Origin of the sequence: Rhodococcus sp. B10 (assembly GCF_011770055.1) — a bacterium.
GTDB lineage: Bacteria > Actinomycetota > Actinomycetes > Mycobacteriales > Mycobacteriaceae > Rhodococcoides > Rhodococcoides kyotonensis_B.
Genome location: NZ_JAAFYV010000035.1, coordinates 20,864 through 41,170, shown reverse-complemented (window position 1 = coordinate 41,170; position 20,307 = coordinate 20,864). Strand labels below are relative to the sequence as shown.

The window sequence follows — 20,307 nt, the reverse complement described above, 5'->3', positions numbered from 1 at the left end:
CCGACACCGATGTCCACTGCACTAGCTCCGAATACCGACCCGGTCGACGCGCCCCGGGTCACCACGTACGTCAAAGCCTTCAACGAGGCTGTGGCGCAGACGATGCGCGAGGACGACGACGTGTTCGTCATCGGTGAGGACGTCGCTGCGTACGGCGGCGTGTTTCACATGTACGACGGGCTGTTGGCCGAGTTCGGCAAGCGACGCATGGTCGACACGCCGATCGCCGAGATGGGGCTCATCGGCCTCGGCGTCGGCGCCGCCGCGCGTGGTCTCCGCCCCATCGTCGACATCATGTTCATGGACTTCCTGGCCGTCGCTCTCGATCAGGTCGTGAACCAAGCCGCCAAGATGAAATTCATGTACGGCGGCGACGTCAAGGTGCCGATGGTGATCACGGTGGCCTACGGTGCCGGCGTCAGCGCCGGTGCACAGCATTCGCAGAGTCTCGAGAGTTGGCTCGCCCACACGCCGGGCCTCAAGGTCGTCATGCCGTCGAACGCGTACGACGCCAAGGGTCTTCTCGTGTCGGCGGTCCGCGACGACAACCCCGTCGTGTTCATGCTCAACAAGGTGCTGCTCGGGGCGCGCGGCGAGGTGCCGGAAGAGTCGTACTCGATACCTCTCGGGCAGGCCGCGGTTCCGCGAGAGGGAGACGACGTCACCATCGTGGCGTTCGGACGCATGGTCACCGAAGCTCTCGCCGCCGCGGATGCCCTTGCCGAGTCCGGAGTGTCGGTCGAGGTGGTCGATCCGCGTACCGTGCAGCCGCTCGACACTGCCACCATCGTGAGGTCGGCGTCGAAGACCAACCGCATCCTGGTCGTGCACGAAGCCGTGACGTTCGGTGGAATCGGCGCCGAAGTTGCCGCACAGATCCAAGAGGAGGCGTTCGACTACCTCGACGCGCCGGTCCTGCGACTCGGTGCCCCGTTCACGCCGGTGCCGTTCAGCACCCCACTCGAAAACGCGTACGTACCCGACGCCGACCGTATCGTCGCCGGGGTTCGTCGTCTGCTCGAAAGGAACTGACCCGTGGCTCAGGAGATCGTGCTGCCCAAGTTGGGGCTCACGATGCAGGAAGGCGTCATCGGTGAATGGTTGGCCCAGGCCGGTCAGCACATCGGAACGGGCGACGTGCTGTTGCGGCTCGAAACCGACAAGGTCGAGGTCGACGTCGAAGCCGAGGCGAGCGGGATCTTGGCGACGACGGCGAAAGTCGGCGAGGTGTTGCCGGTCGGTGCCGTGATCGGGTGGTTGCTCGCCGACGGCGAAGTCGCACCGACGGGTGCCGACGGATCCAGCTCGTCTCCGGCGGACCCGAAGGATTCTTCGACGACCGCAGCATCGCCCGCGGCGTCGACCGACGGCCCGCTGAAACAGGGTGAGCGGATCAAGTCGTCGCCGAACGCTCGTCGCGTCGCCGCAGAGTCCGATGTCGACCTTGCCGAGGTGCGGGGTACCGGACCGGGCGGCCGAATCGTATCGGAGGACGTCGAGGACTACGTCGCGGCTGTGTCCGTCGTGGAGCCGGAGCCGGAGCCGGCACCCGGTGTTCCGCAGCGCGAGGAGAGTTCGTCGGCACAGGCTTCGAGCGCGCACTTCGTCGGCCCGCTCGTTCGCCGCCGTGCACACGAATTGGGTGTCGATCTGAGCACCGTCGCCGGCAGTGGGGTCGGCGGACGCGTCACGACCGCCGACGTCGAACGGGCTGCAGGCCACCTGTCCACCGACACGACGGAATCCACAGCGCCTGCGGGCCCTCGGGCAGGCGAGGTCGTCCCGCTGAAGGGCATGCGAGGCGCGATCGCGCGGAACATGATCGACAGTCTGCAGACGATGGCGCAGCTGACGCACGGATACGAAGTCGACGTGACGGCGTTGGTCGCCGTGCGTGACAGCCTGAAAGCCGAACTGGCAGAGTCCGGTTCGCGACCACCGAGTCTCAACGACTTCGTCGTCAAGGCCGCAGCTCTGGCGTTGGTCAAGCACCCGATCCTCAATGCGGGCATCGTCGGTGACGAGATCCGTTTGTTCGACACGATCGACATCGGTGTCGCGGTGGCAGTTCCGGGCGGACTGGTGGTTCCTGTCGTTCGAGGCGCGAACTCGCTGTCCGTCGGCGAAATCTCCGGACGAACCAGCGCTCTCGCTGCCGCGGCGCGGGGTAACACCCTCGGGCTGAGCGACATGGAAGGTGCGACGTTCTCGGTCAGCACTCTCGGTGCTTACGGCGTCGACTTCTTCACACCCGTCGTCAATCCCGGCAACGTCGCCATCCTCGGAGTCGGTCGGGTGAAGGACGGATTCCGCTGGGAGGGTGAGACTCCGGTCCGCACCCAGGTACTCACGTTGAGCCTGACGTTCGACCACAGGGCAGTGGACGGGGCGCCCGCTGCGGAGTTCCTGCGCACGATCGCGTCGATCCTGTCTCGGCCGTACGCTCTGCTCGCAGGGTAGCCGAACACAGAACATCGGCCGAGTCCTCGAGAGGACTCGGCCGATGTTCTGTATCTGCTGCGTGTCAGCGGTGTTCGAGCGTCGCGTGGGCGGCAGCCAGCCGCGCGACCGGGACACGTCGCGGCGAGCACGATACGTAGTGCAGTCCCACCGAGTCGATGAACGAGATCGACCGGGGGTCACCGCCGTGCTCACCGCACACTCCCAGCTTGACGTTCGGGCGCGCAGCGCGCGCCGCGTCGGCAGCCATGGAGACGAGGGCACCGACGCCGTCGCGGTCCAGAAGGGCGAACGGGCTGTCCGTCACCAGTCCGTGGTCGAGGTAGTGAGCAAGCATGGCTTTCTCGACGTCGTCCCGTGAGAACCCGTAGGTGAGCTGCGTCAGATCGTTGGTGCCGAAGGAGAGGAACTGTGCGTCGGCCGTCAGGTGGCCTGCGAGCAAGGCCGCGCGCGGAGTCTCGACCATGCTGCCGACATCGTACGGAACCTGAATCCCGGTGTCCTCGAACACGGTTCGGGCGGCACGATCGACCTGCGCGATGGCTTCCGCCAGTTCCCCGGGCAGCGAGACCAGCGGGATCATGACCTCGAGTTTCGGAGATCGGCCCTCGGCGTTCACGGTCACCCACGCCCGGAACAAGGCCTCCGCCTGCGCGGGGTACAAGCGGGTCTGCACCATCGCGAAGCGCACCCCGCGCAGACCGAGCATCGGGTTCGATTCGTGTGCTGCAGCGGCACGTTCTGCTCGAGCAGGGTCACCGTAACTACCGTCCGACGGCAGAAATTCGTGCAGGGGAGCGTCGAGCAGACGCACGGTGATGGGCCGATCGCCGACGACCCGGAGCAGTGCCGTGAAGTCCGATTCCTGGGCGGCGGTCAGCGCCGCGATCGCCTCGATCTCTTCGGCTTCGTCGTCGGCCAGGACGAGTCTCTGCACCAGAGGAAGCTGGTCTCCGAGGAACTGATGTTCGGTGCGGCACAGACCGATTCCTTCGGCACCGAGGCGAAACGCGGTTGCCGCGTCCTCCGCGTTGTCCGCGTTCGTCCGTACGCGAAGCCGGCGAATGTCGTCGGCCCAGCCGAGTAGAACCTCCAGCTCGTCGGACGGTTCCGCAGGCCGGATCGGAACGGAACCGATGTAGACGTCGCCGGTACGGCCGTTCACCGAGACGACGTCGCCTTCGTGCAGCGTGAAGTCGCCTGCGGTGACCGTGTTCGACGCCGTGTCGATTCGTAGCGTCGTCGCTCCGCAGACCGCAGGTCGGCCTGCACCACGTGCCACGACCGCCGCGTGCGATGCCAGACCGCCGTTCGACGTGATGACCGCGGTGGCGGCGAGCAGCGCCGGTACGTCCGCGGGTGTGGTCTCCGCCGAGACGAGTACGACGTTCCGTCCCTCGGCGGCGAGCCGTAGTGCGGCGTCGCTCGACAGAGCTATTTCGCCGACGGCAGCACCTGGCGACGCCGGAAGGCCGTGCGCGAGAAGTTGTTCCCGTCCTGTCAGGGTCAGTTGAGCGTGCAGCAGGTCCTGCATGAGGTCCGGCTTCAACATCCGCACGGCATCGCTTCGTTCCATCGAGCCCGCGTTCGCGAGATCGACGGCCAGGTGAGTGATGGCGCGGGGACCCGGATGTTCCAGCGGCCCTGCGCTGAGCAGGGCGAGTTGCCGGTCGCGGACCTCGAACTCCACTTCGGCGACAGCCCGCAGATGCGGTTCCAGGGTGGCGAAGATCTGATCGAGTATCTGGGTGCCGCCGGGAGTTTGGGTGAGCGGGTCGCCGGGCCCGGGGTTGGGGTCGGCACGGCGAACTCCGAGATGGAAGACGCCGTGCGGCGCGTATCTACCGGTCTCGAGGTCTCGGCTGATGGCGGAGCCGTAGCCCGATTCGTTCCAGGACCCGAGCCGGAGAGCTCGGACGTGCAATGCGATTCCCGTGTCCTCGGGTAGCGACAGCGCGCTTCGGGCTCGACGGCCACGAGGTGACGCCCAGCGATTCAGCATGGCCTTCGCCGCGAGACCGAGCTGTTCGGCGGGATCGACGGGAAACGCTGCGCCCGTGGAGTTCTCGATCAGATCGAGGAGTGCGGGCACACGCGTCCTGCTGTCCGGGTGATCGTCTTCCACGTCGTCGAGGTCGTCGGCGTCGACGTCGAGAGCCTCTTCGGCGACGAACCGCAGATTCGCGGCCCACGAGTCGTAGATGTCACGGTCGCGTCCGATCACGTCGACCAACGCGTCGATGTTGCGGTTCGACAGCCCGATGACGGAAATTGCGGGCGGGAGAGCGGAGACCGGAACCGGCGCGCTGCAGCGCAGATGCATCAGCATCGGTCTGCGGTCTTGTCGAACCGCAGGCCAGATGCCGCGCACCGCGAGTTTTTCCAGCAGGTCGATGACGGTGTCGGCAGTCTCGCGATTCTGCAGTCCGGCGCCGGACCCGATCGGTACGGTGAGACCGGGAACCACCGGAAGGCCGAGGGCGACCAAATTGTCCATCTCGACGCCGTGGACGCCCATGACGTCGGCACCGAGTCCGCGAGCGCGGCCCTGTCCGTACGGAACGGCCGATCGAGTCAGCGCCTGAACGGTTGTGTCCGACACGGTCATTCGGTGCTACCGGAGACGAGCTTCTCCTCGAGTGCCTCGTCCTCGGCGCGGGTGAGACCCAGCATCATCAGCAGGTGCTGGTGGAGCCACATCCACACGGTGTGATAGCCGTCGGTCAGGGGTGACGTCAGCGACGCGGTGTCGCCGTCGTCGAAACGCGTCAGGGCGCCGATCAGACGCTCTCGGTAGTCGAGGAGCACGGGGCACTGCTTGCCCGCGCGGCGCAGCATCTTGGACACGTCGGAATGAATGTCCTCGAGTTGGTCACGCAATTTGGCGTCGTACTGCGCGTCCGAATGGTCGTTCGGGGAGCCGTCGGGACGGCACTGCCATGCGGTGCACAGCTCGCGAAGGCGGCGATTGACGGGAAGGAACACATGCAGAAGATCGTCGACGACGGTGCGCTCGGCCGAAGCGTCGGGAAGCCGAACAAGTGCATGGGCATTGTCGATGCCCGCTTGGGTCGGCATGACCACCGGACCCTTGGCCACGGCGTCGCCCGCGTCGATCACCGCTTGCAGTTCCGGAGTGACGGGGCCACGAATCATTCCCTTGATCACCAGATCGACCACCTCGCTCGGCGCTGCGGTGGGAGCGGACGTGTTGGTCGCGAGGTCGTTCATGGTGCTCCTCGGGGCATGTCCGGTCCCGGTTCGGGACCGACGTGATCGTGTGGTGTGTTCACACCGTCGACGGAACTGTGACGGTGCTCATAACCTAGCCGATCAGGAGTGGTTGTCAAGAAAGAATCAGCTAAATATGTACAGACTTTGGAATGTCTCGTTTCTTGACATCGAGTACGTAAAGTCGTTTACGCTCGATGTGATGGTTGCCACTCCACGAACGGGGCATGGCATGGACGGACGAAGCGAGGCGCGGGATGGACGATCGGCACGAGCTCTACATCGGCGGTAAGTGGGTCCCCTCCGTCGACGGCGGCACGATCGACGTGCTCGAGGCGGCGACGGGCACCGTGTTCGCCCGCGTTCCGTCCGGGACGGAGCAGGACGTCGACGACGCGGTTGCCGCGGCTCGTGCCGCGTTCGGCTCCTGGTCCGAGTCGCCGATCGAGGAGCGAGTGTCGGTTCTGCGACAGATCGCCGACGGGTTGGTCGCGCGCGAGACGGAGCTCGCCGAGACCATGACTCGAGAAGTCGGTACGCCGATCGCCCGGTCGCGCTCGGTCCAGGTGGGTCTCGGTGTGACGATCTTCCGATCCATGGCGGACATCCTCGAGAACACCACGCTCGAGGAGCGCCGGGGGACCTCGCTGATCCTCAAGGTCGGTGTCGGTGTCGTCGGTGCGATCACGCCGTGGAACTATCCGCTCTACCAGTTGGCGGCCAAGGTGGCGCCTGCGATCGCGGCGGGCTGCACGACGGTGGTCAAGCCCAGTAGCGTTGCGCCGCTGGCCGCGTTCGCAGTCGCGGAGATCGTCGAGTCGATCGGTCTGACGCCGGGTGTCTTCAACGTCGTCACCGGGCCGGGAGGACGGGTCGGAGAACGGCTGGCCGGCCATCCGGACGTAGACCTCGTCAGCCTCACCGGTTCCACGGCGGCCGGCGCCCGAGTAGGTCAGGTCGCCGCAGCTGGTATCAAGAAAGTGACGCTGGAGCTCGGGGGTAAGTCCGCGTTCGTCGTCGCCCCGGATGCGGACGTCGACGCAGCCCTCAGCGCAGCCGTCCGCGGCTGCTATGTAAACAACGGGCAGACGTGTACGGCCACGACGCGTTTGCTCGTTCCTCTCGACCGGCTCGACTACGTCGAAGAGAAGTTGGCGCAACTCGTGGGGTCGCAGAAGGTCGGAGACCCGCTCGACGAATCCACCGACATCGGGCCCATGGCGTCGGCCGAGCAACGACAGTCCGTGCTGCGGTACCTGTCGGAGGTGCCGGCAGAGGCGAAGTTCGTCGTCGGGGGACCGGGTGAGGTCGCGAACCTGCCGGACGACCTGCGGTCCGGGTTCTACGTCAGGCCCACCGTGGTCAGCCGCATCGACAACAACTCGTCGATCGCGCGTGAGGAGGTGTTCGGACCGGTGCTCGCCGTTCTGGCGTACGACGGGATCGACGACGCCGTCGCTATCGCGAACGATTCCGATTACGGCCTGTCGGGGGCGGTGTTCGCGGGCGACGACGACGCAGCCATCGCGATCGCACGTCGGCTCAGGACGGGCCAGGTCTCCATCAACGGCGGTCGCTTCAACGCGTCGGCCCCGTTCGGTGGGATGAAGAAGTCGGGCATCGGCCGCGAGTTGGGGCCGGAAGGTCTCGACGAGTACTTCGAGAAGATCTCCCTCCAACTGCGTACGGAAGCGAACTGACATGGACGGTGACATGGCCGGCGACGCCCATCGGGACATCACGAAACTGATGGCGCGGTTCGCCCGGGCTATCGACCTTCGGGACTGGGAGCTGTATCGATCGGTCTTCACCGACGAGATCGAGATCGACTACACGAGCTACCGCCCGGGCAACGGAGGCCTGTTCAAAGCCGAGGACTGGGTTCAGCGGGGACGCATGCTGTTTCCCGGTCTCGCTGCGTCGCAACATTTTCTGTCCAACCTGGACATCACGGTCGACGGCGACGACGGCACTGTCGTGTCCTACGTCCGGGCCGAACACGTGCTTCCGAACACGGCGGGCGACGCCGTCTTCACGATCGGCGGTTACTACACCGATTCGGTCGTGCGAGTCGGTGGGGAGTGGAAGATCTGCCGCAAGCAGTTGACGGTTCTGTGGAACACGGGCAACCCGCAGGTTCTCACGATGGCGCGCGAACGGGCGGCGGAGTTGCTTCGGTCCGCCTGATTCGGGCTTCACCGGCAATCACATCTCCCGCACCGGTTCGTAGCCGTCCCAGTCCACGGCGGCCTCGGCGACCCGTCGGTACAGCGCCAGGATGCTCGGGCGAGCCTCGTAGATCTCGACGAGGTGCCCGAGCTCGGCGCGTGCGTCGTGGAATGCGAAGGCGTTGCCGTTCGACGTCGTTGCCGTCAGCAACGCCCGCCAGCCCAGGTCGCTGAACTTCTTCTGCTGTTCGGCGAAGGATTCGACCATCATCGCAACGTGGTGGACACGTCCGATTTCTGTCGTGGTGTCGGCGAATTCGGTCGGCGCTGCCGCATGCGTCTGCACCAGTTCGATCTGCGTGCGACCCCATTGGCCGTACGCCGAGCTGTGATCGAACATCGCGGGGCGACCGTCCGGACCGACTGCGTCGGTGATTCGGTTGCGACGCACCAGAAACGGTCCGGCGCCGGTGGCCGCCGCGAATCGTGCAGCGGCCGTGCGTACGTCGTCCACGAGGTACGCGGTCTGTACGACCGTGCCCGACTGGAACTCGTCGGCTCTCACCATGTTGTCCATCCGTTTCTTGTCGATGCCTACTGATAGAGACGCGTTCGCGGCCCTAGGTTCGAGCCGAAAACTCGTGCTGGACTTATCTCTGTACATAGTTGAGTATGACCTAGGTAACAAATGCTGGGTTAAAGTAACACACCTCACAGGGGTAGGTGTCATGGCAGACGCGCTCTGTATCACCGGGCTCTCGAAGACTTTCGTGGGCCAGCGTGCTCTCGACGGTATCGATCTATCGCTCGCGCCGGGAGAAATCCGTGGATTGGTCGGACAGAACGGCTGCGGCAAGTCGACGCTCATCAAAGTGCTTGCGGGCTATCACGACCCGGACGACGGGGCGCGCATCGAGGTCGGCGGGGCCGAGTTGCACCTGGGTGTTCCCGGCAGCGGCGAGGCCGCAGGACTGCGCTTCGTACATCAGGATCTCGGATTGGTCGAAAGCCTCGACGTCGTCGACAACCTCGCTCTCGGGCACGGCTACGCGACCACGGCCTTCAAAACCATCGACTCCCGAGCCGAGCGCGCGCGGGCACGTGCGGCGCTCGCCGAATTGGGGTTCGACTTACCGCTCGACAAGCTCGCCGGCTCGCTCAGCATGAGCGAACGCACGATGCTGGCAGTCGCACGAGCCGTCCAGGACCGGTCCGGGGCGACGACTGTCCTCGTGCTCGACGAACCGACTGCGAATCTGCCTGCTGCAGAGGCGGTTCGCCTTTTCGATCTGGTTCGTCGCATCAGGGACCGCGGAGTCGCGGTGCTGTTCGTCTCGCACCACCTGACGGAAGTGTTCTCGTTGTGCGACAGCGTCACCGTCATGCGGGACGGAAAGATCGTCAACACGCGAGATCTCGACGGACTCGACGAGGCAGGGTTGGTCGAACTCATGATCGGCCGTCGCGTGGTGGAATTCCTGGCCGAGCCGGAAGCGACGACGACTGGTGTCGGCTCGCCGGTGTTCGAGGTCAGCGGACTGTCCTGTGGGGCGCTCGCGGACCTCGATTTCTCGGTTCGCTCGGGCGAAGTACTCGGCATCGCCGGAATCACCGGCTCTGGACGTGAACAAGTAGTGCCCGCATTGTTCGGGGCGGAGGCTCGCGCCGGGGTCGTGGCGGTCGAGGGCCGCGTCGTCGAGCAGGGTCGTCCGGATCTCGCGATGTCGGCCGGCGTCGGATGCGTACCCGCCGAACGTGTTTCCAATGCGGCGTTCGTCAACGCATCGCTACGTGAGAACGTGTCGGTCGCCGACCCGTGGGCCTATTCGCGATACGGATTCTCGCGGACGAGGCGCGAGAAGTCCGATGTCGCACACTGGTTGGAGCGGCTCGGTGTACGACCGGCGGGCGACACGGAGCGCACGCTCGGCACCCTCAGCGGTGGGAACCAGCAGAAAGTCGTTCTGGCACGGTGGCTTCGACGTAACCCGCGAGTGCTGCTGCTCGACGAACCCACCCAGGGCGTGGACGTCGGAGCGAAAGCCGACATTCACACGCTCGTCGACTCGGCAGCGCACAGCGGCGCCGCCGTCCTCGTCGTCTCGACCGATCACGGGGAGCTGACCCGCCTGTGCGACAGGGTGATCGTTCTGGCGGGTGGAGGGGTCGTGGACGAGTTCACGCGGCCACGGATCGACCCGGATCGGCTGACCGCATCGACTTTGAAGAAGCCTGCATCGACGGCGAGTTCGTCCGCGTCCGCGGACAACCGGTGAAAGGATCACCATGACAACACAATCGCACGAGGGAACGTCGGCCGCGCCGCACAGCTCTCCGTCGGGTGGCGGTACTCCGACGCCGACCCGTGACCGCAAGCGTCTGCCCAAGCTCGGACTCGATCGTTTCAGCGGCCTCTACGTCTGGGTTGCCATCATCGTGTTGTTCGCGATCTGGATTCCCGACACCTTTCTGACCGAGGGGAACTTCAGGATCATCGCGGGCGACCAGGCGATCACGGCCATGCTCGCGATCGGACTCATCGTCCCGTTGGCCGCAGGTGTGTTCGACCTGTCCATCGCAGGAGTGATGGGTTTCTCGGTCGCGATGGTGTCCTATCAGCTGTCGCAGGGTATCGGTGCACCGGTAGCCGTCGTCACGACGCTGTTGTGTGGTGCGCTGATCGGCGCCGTCAACGGCTTCGTGGTGGTGAAGCTGGGCGTCGATTCGTTCATCGCGACCCTCGGTATGTCGAGCATTCTGCTGGCCGGAACCTACTGGGTCACGGACGGAAAGCAGATCACGGAGGGATTCACCGATGGATTCCTCGACATGGGCAGCAAGCCGTTCCTCGGGCTGCCGTTGCCGTTCTTCTACATGATCGTCGTGGCCGCTGTGATGTACGTCGTTCTGGAGAAGACCCCCTTGGGACGGTACCTGTACGCAACCGGTGGTAACCGCCAGGCGGCACGCCTGGCCGGTCTTCGTGTCGAACGAATCATGTTCGGCGCGTTGGTCACATCCGCCACGGTGGCCGCATCGACGGGTGTGGTGCTCGCCGCCAAGCTCGGCACCGCGGCTCCCGACATCGGCCCGTCCTACCTACTTCCGGCGTTCTCGGCAGTCTTCCTCGGTTCCACTCAGATTCGTGCCGGACGGGTCAACGTCCTCGGCACGCTCATCGCCATCTATCTACTCGCGACCGGCGTCAAAGGGCTGCAGCTCGCCGGCTCACCCAGCTTCGTCAACGACCTCTTCAACGGTCTGGCACTCATCGTCGCCGTGGCACTCGCCGCGCGCACGGCTCGTCGCAAATGAACTCCTCGAAAGGAACGCGTGTGTTCACTGGAACCAGGACCAGGGCCTTCGTCGCCGTCGTCTCCGCATGCCTGCTGGCGTCCGCCTGCAGCAGCAGTTCGGCCGACGAAGGCACCGGGCAAGCGGCCGACGTGGCCGGTGCGCAGGCGGTCGCCGATCGGTACGAGGCGGCGCCGACCGATCTCGTTCTCGACACGCCTCTCAGCAGGGCGCCCGACTCAGGAAAATACGTCATCAGCATCGAGACGCCGCAACCGATTTCGAGTGCCAAGAACGACGCGATCCAGCAGGCGGCCGACGTACTCGGTTGGCGTTACCAGCGCATCTTGATGGGCACCGACGCCGAAGCTGCGCCCAAGGCCGTCGACCAGGCCATCGCGCTCCGGCCGGACGCCATTCACGTCTCGGGCACTCCGCTCACCATGTTGTCCAAGCAGATCGAATCGGCCCGAGCGGCAGGCATTCCCGTGATCGCGGACAGTATCGCCGGACCACCGGTGCCCGGGGTGATATCCACCGCGCTCGACGGTGACGCCCAGGTGCAGGAGTGGGGCAAGATGGTGGCCAGCCAGGTGATCGCGGACAGTGACGGCGACGCGAACGTCGCGATCTTCTCCATCACGGACTACTCGATCCTGAACGTGTTCACCGACGCCTTCACCGCGCAGCTGAAGGAACAGTGCCCGGACTGCAAGGTCCAGCTCGTCAATCAGCAGGTCACCGATCTCGGGACGAAGACTCCTCAGAGCGTCGTCAGTACGTTGCAGCGTGATCCGACGATCAACTACGCGCTGTTCTCGTTCGGTGACCTCGTGCTCGGCGTCGACGCAGCTCTGCGAGGGGCAAGTCTGCAGGACCAGGTGACGTTCGCCGGTCAGACACCCACTCCCGACAACCTCCAGTCGTTGAAGGATGGCGACAACAGCGTGTGGGTCGGTTTCCCGGTCCAGATTCTCGGCTGGCGCGTTCTCGACACGCTTGCCCGACAGTTCAACGGCGACGACATCGCAGTGGCCGACGCCGCATTCCTGCCCACTCAACTGTTGAACGCGGACAACATCGACTCGGCGGTTCTCGACGAGGCCACCGGATACTACGCGGGAGTTGCCGACTATCAGCAACAGTTCGAGACTCTCTGGCAGAAGTGACAGGCCGCGATACGTGAACGAGGCAGCCGGTCGACGCGTCATGTCGCTGTCGCATCTGTCGGCCTTACACGTACCGCCCCATCGGTTCGTCGAACTCGCCGCCGCGGGCGGGTTCGACGCCGTGGGCGTCCGCGTCGCGCAGTCGGGGGAGAGCAGAGGGTACGCGCTCCCGTCGGGATCGGCGGCATTGCGTGACACCAGGAGTGCGTTGTCCGACAACGGGTTACGAGTGTTGGACGTCGAAGTGGTGAAGCTGCATGCCGGGAGCACGAGCGACGACTGGACGGCCGTGATGGAGGCCGGGGCGGAGCTCGGCGCGGAGTATCTCCTCGTCACGGTGCTGGACGACGATCTGCCCCGTGCCGCTGCTGTTCTCTCACACCTGGCAGCGTCGGCCTCGGAATACGGCCTTCGGTGCTGTCTGGAACCGATGGTGTTCTCGTCCGTTCGTGACGTACGGGCAGCTACGAAAGTACTCGACGGCATCGATGCCGGTCTGTTGGTCGACACTCTGCATTTCGTACGCGCAGGATCGACGCCGAGCGATCTGAATCCTGTGTCGAGACAGCGCTTTCCGTACTTTCAGATCTGCGACGCGTCGTTCGCGGGGCCGGCGGCCGATCCACACGAGGCCCTCTCGGAAGCGCGGACGGACCGGTTGGCGCCGGGGGACGGCGTACTGCCGCTGCTGGATATCGTGCGGGCACTTCCGAGAACTGCTGCGGTCAGCGTCGAGGCTCCGTCGTCACGAGGCATCGAGGACCCCGGCGGCTGGACAAGTCATCTAGGCGCGTCGACACGTGCGCTGCTGACACGCGCGGACGATGACGTCGAACAATCGGTGTTCGTTCATCCCACCGAGGCAGGGGCGGGCAACGGTACCGTTTGACCGCTGCCGCACGTGGCGCCACCGTCGACCGGAATCGCGGCACCGGTGACGAACGACGCCAGCGGTGACGCGAGGAACGCGATCACTTCCCCGACCTCACGCGCGGTCCCCCAACGATGAAGCGGCACCATGGCTTTCAAGGCCTCGTACCGTTCGGGGGTGCCGACTGCGATGCGTTCGGTCATCCCCGTGCCGATCGGTCCCGGGCAGACCGCGTTGACTCGAATGCCGTCGTTCGCGAGATCGATTGCGAACGACTTCGCGAGATTGACGACGCCGGCCTTGGCTGCCGCGTAGGGCCATCGATTCGGTTCGCCACCCAGCGCCGTGGCCGACGCGGTGATGACGATGGATCCGCCACCTGCTCGCCGGAACGCCGGAATGGATTCGCGCACACCCAGTACGACGGCTCGTAGGTTGACGTCGATGGACCGGTCGAACACGTCCATGTCAAGCGTCTCGATCGAACCGGACGCGGGCACACCGGCGTTGAGAACGAGAGCGTCGAGTCGGCCGAACGCACGCTCCGCCTCGGCGACGGCTGCGCGGTTGTCGGCAGGGTGCGTCACGTCGCCGACGAACGGGACGGCCCGGTCGATCCCGGCCAACCACTCCATGGCTTCGGGCGTGGTGTCGAACGCGACAACGGAACCTCCTCGTTCGAGGAGGATTTCCGTTGTCGCGCGGCCGATCCCGGATGCCGCGCCGGTGACGACGGCGACGAGCGGTCGGGAATCTCGTGACGCGGCGGAGGTCACGGTGCGTCCGCAGTCGCGAGCTGCGCGGACAGTTCGTCGGCTTTCTCGAGAAGCGGGGCGAGTCGAGAGGGCGCCGCGACCCAGTCGGCCGACGAGCGCATCTCGTCCCAGAAGTTGAGTTCCACGATCAGCTGTTCGGCACCTGTGACGAGGGCTGTTCGAATGTCGTTCTCGACGCCGGTGATGCCCTGCCCGCCCGATCCGACCGCGTCCGTCGGCCGTTGGAGGTACGAACGAAGGAACAATCGAACCGGACTCATTCCCTCCGGCCGCATCCCCGCCATGGTGTCGAGCTGGTCCAGCAGGGCTTCGGGAGTTCCGCTGCTGGGGTTCCAGATGTCGAACAGTGCCGCCGTCCTCGTCAAGCCTGCTGCGGAGCGCAAACCCGACAGCAGCGGGGGATGCGGTGTCTGCACCGGCTTCGGGCGAACCGCCGATCGCGGAATGGTGAAGAAGTCGCCGTCGAACTGGACCGGATCCGGACCCCAGCACGCGCGGACCGCCTCGACCAGTTCGCTCATACGACGGCCCCGCGTACGTGGATCGACATCCATCTGAGCATGCTCCTCGTCCGACCAGCCGGCGCCGAGTCCGGCGACGAGCCTGCCGCCGGACAGCACGTCGAGAGTGGCCAGCCGCTGTGCCAGCTCCACCGGTCGGTGGTAGCCGGCGACCAGGATGCTGCTGCCGATGGAGACGGTTCGGGTACACGCGGCGACGAAGGCCATCAGTTCCGTGGCGCCGAACACGGACCGATACGCCGGATGGACGCTCGTCGTGTGTCGACCGCCGTACACCGACTCGTTGGCCTCGGGATAGAACAGGTGTTCCTGGACCCACAGGCTGGCAAAGCCGAGTTCCTCGGCAGCGACGGCGAATTCGCGTACGGCGACGGTGTCGACGTGCTCCCCGAGTTGGGGAAGCGACAGCCCGATACGAAGGCTCACAGGACGGTCACCGTCCCGGTGTTGCCGTCGACCTCGATCATGGCACCGTCGGGAATGCGTGCCGTGGCATCCTGCACGGAGACGGCACACGGAATGCCCAGCTCGCGGCACACGATCGACGAGTGTGTGATCGTCGCGCCGACGTTGACGACCACGCCGCCGGCGAAGACGAACAGTGGGGTCCACGCGGGGTCGGTCTGTGGCGCGACGATGATGTCACCCTCGGCCAGATCGCCCACGTCGTACGGATCGTGGAGAATCCGCGCACGTCCGCGAACGGTGCCGGGCGCGCCGCCGACGCCCGTCAGCGCGTCACCCGGCACTGCCGCCTGTGCCTTGTGTTCCTTCCGCTTGGGCCACTGCGACAACGGAAGTGGTTCGAACAGGAAGAACGGCGGTTCCAGGTCGAACAATGCGAGGTACTGCTCGCGTCGTTCGGCGATGGTCGACGCGAAGGACTCGGGATCGGCGACGAAGGCGTCGAGTTCGTCGTCGAGCAGCATCGTGATGTCGTGGTGGTCGTCCATGACGCCGCGCGCGACCATGCGCCCTCCCAATTCGTACAGGGCGGTACGCATTTCCCCCATGACCTTCACGCACGCAGTCTTGGTGCGTTCACGCCACGGCATGAACTTCGTGATGGACTTGGCGGCGTCGAGAAAGCTCTGTCGCGTCGCGTCGTCCGGCATCTTGTCCGCGAGTTCGGCGGTGAGTGCGATCCTCTTGGCCTCGTTCCGCTCGCGAATCTTCTCGGGGTCCGACTCTTCGGGGCTGAGGCGCATCCCGTTCACGGCGAGAAGAGCGAGAACGGGCTTCGATTCCCAACTGTCCGAGCGAATGTCCCACTCGTTCGGTGCGCGAGAGCCGTACTTGTACAGGAAGTCGTCGAACTCGATGCGGAACTGCTTCGCATCGGAGGAGTCGCTCGCGTCCACCGCGTCCAGAAGAGTCGAGAGACCGTCGTCGAACAGTCGGGTCAATTCCTCGGACCCGGCGACGAGGCGGCCCATCTTCCACAGGGCGTAGGACGGGGCGGCGGAATCCACTCCACCGAGTCCGCTCAGGAGATCGCCGAGTTTGTCGGCTTCGCCGATGGCTTCCAGAAGCGCGCCGGCGACCGCGGGACCCATGGTGGACAGCGTCGTGGTCACCGGGTGATAGGCGTAGCAGAAGATCAGATCGGGAACGAACGACCGAGCGTGGTCGACGAGCGCCTGATCGGTCAGCTCGCGGACGTCCGGGCGGTTGGCGCGTGCGAGGTCGGCACGTTTCTTCGCCTCTTCCGCCTCGGGGAACGTGTCCGTGGTGAGCGCCCACGCAGTCTTCTTCTCGAGACCTTCGGTGAGCTCGGCATTGTTGTGCCAGGGCTTTTCGACATACTCGGGGATGTCAGGGTGATCGCCCACCCACAGTGTGTTCCACACCGGGACGGTCAGCCCCGGCAGACGGGCGCCGTTGAGCTCGGTCATCGAGAAGTTCGTGTAGTGGTACCCGCCGAAGTTGCCGATGATCTCGGGCATGGTCTCGTCGATCTCGGAGGCCAGGTGCGTGCCGAGATGGTCGACGTATCCCTCGCGCCAACCGATGTTGAGGCCCTTGTTCCACACGAGGGTCACGTTGAGTGGACTGGACGGATCGGGAAGAACTTCACCGGCGTTGGCCCGCGTGTACACGGGGTAGCGCTCGCTGAAGTCCCAGTCGGTGATCCAGCGGTCGGGTGTCTGCTCGTCGCTCATCGAGTCCTCCTCGGAGGGGGTTGGACTGTATTTCAAGTCACACTATAGAAAGTTCGTGCCAATGAAACCATGTACAGAGATTTCCCGCGGCAAGTTGACCAGGAAAATCGAGAGAAGATCTGGTTTCAGTAACTTTAGTTCAGATCTAGTATCGAATCGATAGATGTGCGAGACTCGGGTCGTATCCCGGTGAGCGACGATCGCTCGCGCCGCCGTCGTCGCGGCGCCCGCCGGCTCAGGCTCACCCGAGAGGGGCCACCATGTTCGAGAAAGTCCTCGTTGCCAACCGCGGAGAAATCGCCGTCCGTGCGTTCCGTGCAGCGGTCGAGCTGGGCGCATCCACCGTCGCCGTCTATCCCTTCGAAGACCGCAAGTCGGCGCACCGCGCCAAGGCGTTCGAGTCGTATCAGATCGGTGAAGTGGGCCATCCGGTGCGCGCGTACCTGTCCGTCGACGCGATTCTCGACGCGGCAAGGACGTCGGGTGCGGACGCCGTCTACCCCGGCTACGGATTTCTCTCCGAGAACGCGGAATTGGCGGCGGCGTGTGCGTCCGCGGGCATCACGTTCGTCGGACCGTCGCCGGAGGTTCTGAGGTTGACCGGAGACAAGTCACGTGCGGTAGCAGCGGCGAAGGCTGCGGGCCTGCCCGTCCTTGCGTCCACCCCTCCGTCCGACGACGTCGACGAGTTGGTTGCCGCCGCCGAACGTATCGAGTACCCGTTGTTCGTCAAAGCGGTCGCGGGCGGGGGAGGTCGCGGCATGCGACGCGTCGCCGAGCCCGGGCAGTTGCGCGATGCGATAGGCGCCGCATCCCGCGAAGCCGAGACGGCGTTCGGGGACGGAACCGTCTTCCTCGAACAGGCGGTGGTCGACCCACGCCACATCGAAGTGCAGATCCTCGGCGATTCGACGGGCGAGGTCGTCCATCTGTTCGAGCGAGATTGCTCGTTGCAGCGGCGGCATCAGAAGGTGGTCGAGGTCGCTCCCGCGCCCGGTCTCGATCCTGTTCTGCGACAATCGATGTGCGACGACGCCGTCCGCTTCGCGAAGCATGTCGGCTACACGTGCGCCGGCACGGTCGAGTTCCTTCTGGGCCCCGACGGCAGGTACGTGTTCATCGAGATGAATCCCCGCATCCAGGTCGAGCACACGGTGACGGAGGAGATCACGGACGTCGATCTCGTGGCGTCGCAGTTGCGTATCGCGTCGGGTGAGACTCTGTCGGATCTGGGACTGACGCAGGACGACATCTCGGTTCACGGTGCTGCTCTGCAATGTCGCATCACGACAGAGGACCCGACCGATGGATTCCGGCCCGACACAGGCGAAGTGACCGCCTACCGCACTCCGGGCGGCTCGGGTATCCGGCTGGACGGCATCGTCGGAGTCGGTTCCGAGATCGGTTCGCACTTCGACTCGATGTTGGTGAAACTGACCTGTCGCGGACGTGATTTCGCGACGGCATGTGCGCGGTCCAGGCGCGCTCTGGCGGAGTTCCGTGTGCGCGGCGTGGCGACCAACATCCCCTTCCTGCAGGCGGTGCTGGGTGATCCGGACTTCGAGGCGTGGCGCGTCACCACGACGTTCATCGAGGAACACCCTGAACTGTCGACGCAGAACGTCTCTGCCGACCGCGGTTCGAAGATTCTGCGGTACCTGGCCGATGTGACCGTCAATCGTCCGCATGGAGAACGCCCGTCGTCGATCTACGCTGTCGACAAACTGCCACCCGTCGATCTGGCGGCGGCACCTCGAGCAGGTTCACGTGACCGGCTCGCGGCTCTGGGTCCCGACGCCTTCGCAGCCCATCTTCGTGCATCGTCGGCGCTGGCGGTGACCGACACGACGTTCCGAGATGCTCATCAGTCGTTGCTGGCGACGCGTGTGCGGACACGCGACCTCGTTGCCGTCGCACCTCATGTCGCCCGTTTGACGCCGCAGTTGTTCTCGGTGGAGGCATGGGGCGGAGCCACCTACGACGTCGCCCTTCGATTCCTGCACGAGGATCCCTGGGAGCGGCTCGCGACGTTGCGCGAGGAGATGCCCAACATCTGCCTGCAGATGCTGCTTCGGGGACGCAACACGGTCGGCTACACGGCGTATCCCGACCGCGTCACGCACGCATTCGTGCAGGAAGCTGCCGCGACAGGCGTGGACATCTTCCGAATCTTCGACGCGCTCAACAACATCGATCAGATGAGACCGGCGATCGATGCCGTTCGTGACACCGGTGTCGCAGTGGCGGAAGTCGCCATGTCGTACACCGGTGACCTGTCCGATCCGAACGAGACCCTGTACACGCTCGATTACTACCTCCGGCTGGCGGACAGCATCGTCGACGCAGGCGCGCACGTCCTGGCGATCAAGGACATGGCAGGCTTGCTCCGCCCCGCGGCTGCAGCGACGTTGGTGGGGGCGCTTCGTTCGCGCTTCGACCTGCCGGTCCATCTGCACACCCACGACACCCCGGGCGGTCAGCTGGCGACGTACCTTGCGGCATGGCAGGCAGGCGTCGATGCGGTCGACGGTGCGAGCGCCGCGCTGGCGGGAACCACCAGCCAACCTGCGTTGTCGGCCATCGTCGCAGCCACCGAACACACCGACCGTGACACCGGTATCGACCTGAGTTCGGTGTGCGACCTCGAACCGTATTGGGCGGCAGTGCGTTCGATGTACGCACCGTTCGAGTCCGGCATCCCGGCCCCGACGGGCCGCGTCTACACGCACGAGATTCCCGGTGGTCAGTTGTCGAATCTGCGTCAGCAGGCAGCTGCGCTGGGACTGTCGCATCGATTCGAGGACATCGAGACCGCGTACGCAGGTGCCGATCGGGAACTGGGGCGACTGATCAAGGTGACGCCGTCGTCCAAGGTGGTCGGCGACCTCGCACTTGCGTTGGTCGGTTCGGACACGACCGCAGCCGAATTCGCCGAGCAGCCGCAGAGCCTCGACATCCCGGATTCGGTCGTCGATTTCCTGCGCGGCGAACTCGGTGAGCCCGCGGGCGGATGGCCCGAGCCGCTTCGTAGCCGCGCGCTCGTCGGTCGTCCGGACAGACCCGCCGTCACGCAGCTGAGCGACAGCGACATCGCTGCATTGGGCGAGCCGGGTGACCGACGGCGGAACACGCTCAACCACTTGCTGTTTCCCGGTCCGGCCGGCGAGTTCGAGAAGCATAGACGTGAGTACGGAGACACGTCTCAGTTGTCGACGAACCAATACTTCTACGGACTGAGGCAAGACGAAGAACATCGCGTGCAGCTCGAGAAGGGCGTCGAGTTGATCATCGGCCTCGAGGCGATTTCGGAGCCGGACACGGATGGGATGCGGAACGTCCTGTGCATCTTGAACGGGCAGTTACGTCCGGTTCGAGTGCGCGACCGCGGCGTCGAGTCGTCGACGACGCAGGCCGAGAAGGCCGACCGCGCGGACCCGAAACACCTGTCCGCCCCGTTCACCGGCGTCGTCACGCTGTCCGTGAAGGAGGGCGACACGGTCGAGGTGGGCGAGACCGTCGGCACGATCGAGGCCATGAAGATGGAAGCGTCCATCACGTCGACGAGGGCCGGTGTCATCACGCGGGTGCCGATCGCGGCCGGCGCACAGGTGGATGGCGGCGATCTGTTGTTGGTGGTCGGCTAGGGCGGCTTCGC

General features: G+C 65.3%; 15 protein-coding genes. 9 read left to right on the top strand and 6 right to left on the bottom strand.

Going from position 1 to position 20,307, the window contains the following annotated elements:
• The first annotated feature begins 9 nt into the window (after positions 1–9).
• A complete protein-coding gene (locus RhoFasB10_RS20660; RefSeq protein WP_114328515.1) occupies positions 10–1,032 on the top strand; it encodes an alpha-ketoacid dehydrogenase subunit beta in 1,023 nt (340 codons plus the stop codon).
• Positions 1,033–1,035: 3 nt separating this feature from the next.
• Positions 1,036–2,460, top strand: coding sequence for a 2-oxo acid dehydrogenase subunit E2 (locus RhoFasB10_RS20655; protein ID WP_167678317.1), 1,425 nt, complete (start codon positions 1,036–1,038; stop codon positions 2,458–2,460).
• Positions 2,461–2,524: 64 nt separating this feature from the next.
• On the opposite strand, the gene RhoFasB10_RS20650 is transcribed toward RhoFasB10_RS20655, so the two are convergent.
• Both RhoFasB10_RS20650 and RhoFasB10_RS20645 read right to left on the bottom strand, forming a co-directional pair.
• Positions 2,525–5,068 (bottom strand): putative PEP-binding protein, encoded by a 2,544-nt coding sequence (locus RhoFasB10_RS20650; RefSeq protein ID WP_167678315.1) that lies wholly within the window; start codon positions 5,066–5,068, stop codon positions 2,525–2,527.
• Positions 5,065–5,691, bottom strand: coding sequence for a hypothetical protein (locus RhoFasB10_RS20645; RefSeq protein WP_114328521.1), 627 nt, complete (start codon positions 5,689–5,691; stop codon positions 5,065–5,067). The genes RhoFasB10_RS20650 and RhoFasB10_RS20645 overlap by 4 nt, the downstream gene beginning before the upstream one ends.
• Positions 5,692–5,918: 227 nt before the next feature.
• On the opposite strand from RhoFasB10_RS20645, the gene RhoFasB10_RS20640 reads away from it, so the two are divergent.
• Entirely contained in the window at positions 5,919–7,391 is a 1,473-nt protein-coding gene (locus tag RhoFasB10_RS20640) for an aldehyde dehydrogenase family protein (protein ID WP_206031161.1), read from the top strand.
• A 13-nt stretch (positions 7,392–7,404) separates the two neighbouring features.
• The gene (locus RhoFasB10_RS20635; protein WP_068429065.1) at positions 7,405–7,878 is read left to right on the top strand and encodes a nuclear transport factor 2 family protein; all 474 of its coding nucleotides are present in this window, start codon (positions 7,405–7,407) and stop codon (positions 7,876–7,878) included.
• Positions 7,879–7,896: 18 nt separating this feature from the next.
• Here the strand turns inward: RhoFasB10_RS20635 and RhoFasB10_RS20630 are convergent, their stop codons facing one another.
• Positions 7,897–8,427 carry a VOC family protein gene (locus tag RhoFasB10_RS20630; RefSeq protein WP_167678313.1) on the bottom strand — a complete coding sequence of 177 codons (531 nt, stop codon included), beginning with the start codon at positions 8,425–8,427 and terminating at the stop codon, positions 7,897–7,899.
• Between the two features lie 160 nt (positions 8,428–8,587).
• Here RhoFasB10_RS20630 and RhoFasB10_RS20625 point away from each other — a divergent pair, with 160 nt between their 5' ends.
• Genes RhoFasB10_RS20625 through RhoFasB10_RS20610 form a run of 4 tightly spaced genes read left to right on the top strand, consistent with a single transcriptional unit; the run spans position 8,588 to position 13,211 of the window.
• Positions 8,588–10,135, top strand: a complete 1,548-nt coding sequence (locus tag RhoFasB10_RS20625; RefSeq protein WP_167678311.1) for a sugar ABC transporter ATP-binding protein — start codon at positions 8,588–8,590, stop codon at positions 10,133–10,135.
• Between the two features lie 10 nt (positions 10,136–10,145).
• A complete protein-coding gene (locus RhoFasB10_RS20620; protein ID WP_240931354.1) occupies positions 10,146–11,174 on the top strand; it encodes an ABC transporter permease in 1,029 nt (342 codons plus the stop codon).
• Between the two features lie 20 nt (positions 11,175–11,194).
• Entirely contained in the window at positions 11,195–12,322 is a 1,128-nt protein-coding gene (locus RhoFasB10_RS20615) for a substrate-binding domain-containing protein (RefSeq protein WP_165839487.1), read from the top strand.
• 13 nt (positions 12,323–12,335) lie between these two features.
• Entirely contained in the window at positions 12,336–13,211 is an 876-nt protein-coding gene (locus RhoFasB10_RS20610) for a TIM barrel protein (RefSeq protein ID WP_308115213.1), read from the top strand.
• Here the strand turns inward: RhoFasB10_RS20610 and RhoFasB10_RS20605 are convergent.
• From RhoFasB10_RS20605 to RhoFasB10_RS20595, 3 genes are read right to left on the bottom strand one after another with little or no spacing between them, the layout of a single operon-like run.
• The gene (locus tag RhoFasB10_RS20605) at positions 13,172–13,969 is read right to left on the bottom strand and encodes an SDR family NAD(P)-dependent oxidoreductase (protein ID WP_167678309.1); all 798 of its coding nucleotides are present in this window, start codon (positions 13,967–13,969) and stop codon (positions 13,172–13,174) included. The genes RhoFasB10_RS20610 and RhoFasB10_RS20605 overlap by 40 nt on opposite strands.
• A complete protein-coding gene (locus RhoFasB10_RS20600) occupies positions 13,966–14,916 on the bottom strand; it encodes a TIGR03619 family F420-dependent LLM class oxidoreductase (RefSeq protein WP_068428207.1) in 951 nt (316 codons plus the stop codon). Before RhoFasB10_RS20600 ends, RhoFasB10_RS20605 begins: the two co-directional genes overlap by 4 nt.
• Positions 14,913–16,652, bottom strand: coding sequence for a PEP-utilizing enzyme (locus tag RhoFasB10_RS20595; RefSeq protein ID WP_068428210.1), 1,740 nt, complete (start codon positions 16,650–16,652; stop codon positions 14,913–14,915). Before RhoFasB10_RS20595 ends, RhoFasB10_RS20600 begins: the two co-directional genes overlap by 4 nt.
• Before the next feature lie 260 nt (positions 16,653–16,912).
• Between RhoFasB10_RS20595 and RhoFasB10_RS20590 the strand changes: the two genes are divergently transcribed.
• Positions 16,913–20,296: a pyruvate carboxylase gene (locus tag RhoFasB10_RS20590; RefSeq protein ID WP_167678307.1), complete on the top strand. Its 3,384-nt coding sequence runs from the start codon at positions 16,913–16,915 to the stop codon at positions 20,294–20,296.
• Positions 20,297–20,307 lie beyond the last annotated feature (11 nt).

Coding starts and splice junctions, on each gene's coding strand:
- RhoFasB10_RS20660 (WP_114328515.1), top strand. CDS start 10: ATGTCCACTGCACTAGCTCCGAATACCGACCCGGTCGACGCGCCCCGG.
- RhoFasB10_RS20650 (WP_167678315.1), bottom strand. CDS start 5,068: ATGACCGTGTCGGACACAACCGTTCAGGCGCTGACTCGATCGGCCGTT.
- RhoFasB10_RS20645 (WP_114328521.1), bottom strand. CDS start 5,691: ATGAACGACCTCGCGACCAACACGTCCGCTCCCACCGCAGCGCCGAGC.
- RhoFasB10_RS20640 (WP_206031161.1), top strand. CDS start 5,919: ATGGCATGGACGGACGAAGCGAGGCGCGGGATGGACGATCGGCACGAG.
- RhoFasB10_RS20635 (WP_068429065.1), top strand. CDS start 7,405: ATGGCCGGCGACGCCCATCGGGACATCACGAAACTGATGGCGCGGTTC.
- RhoFasB10_RS20630 (WP_167678313.1), bottom strand. CDS start 8,427: ATGGTGAGAGCCGACGAGTTCCAGTCGGGCACGGTCGTACAGACCGCG.
- RhoFasB10_RS20625 (WP_167678311.1), top strand. CDS start 8,588: ATGGCAGACGCGCTCTGTATCACCGGGCTCTCGAAGACTTTCGTGGGC.
- RhoFasB10_RS20620 (WP_240931354.1), top strand. CDS start 10,146: ATGACAACACAATCGCACGAGGGAACGTCGGCCGCGCCGCACAGCTCT.
- RhoFasB10_RS20595 (WP_068428210.1), bottom strand. CDS start 16,652: ATGAGCGACGAGCAGACACCCGACCGCTGGATCACCGACTGGGACTTC.
- RhoFasB10_RS20590 (WP_167678307.1), top strand. CDS start 16,913: ATGTTCGAGAAAGTCCTCGTTGCCAACCGCGGAGAAATCGCCGTCCGT.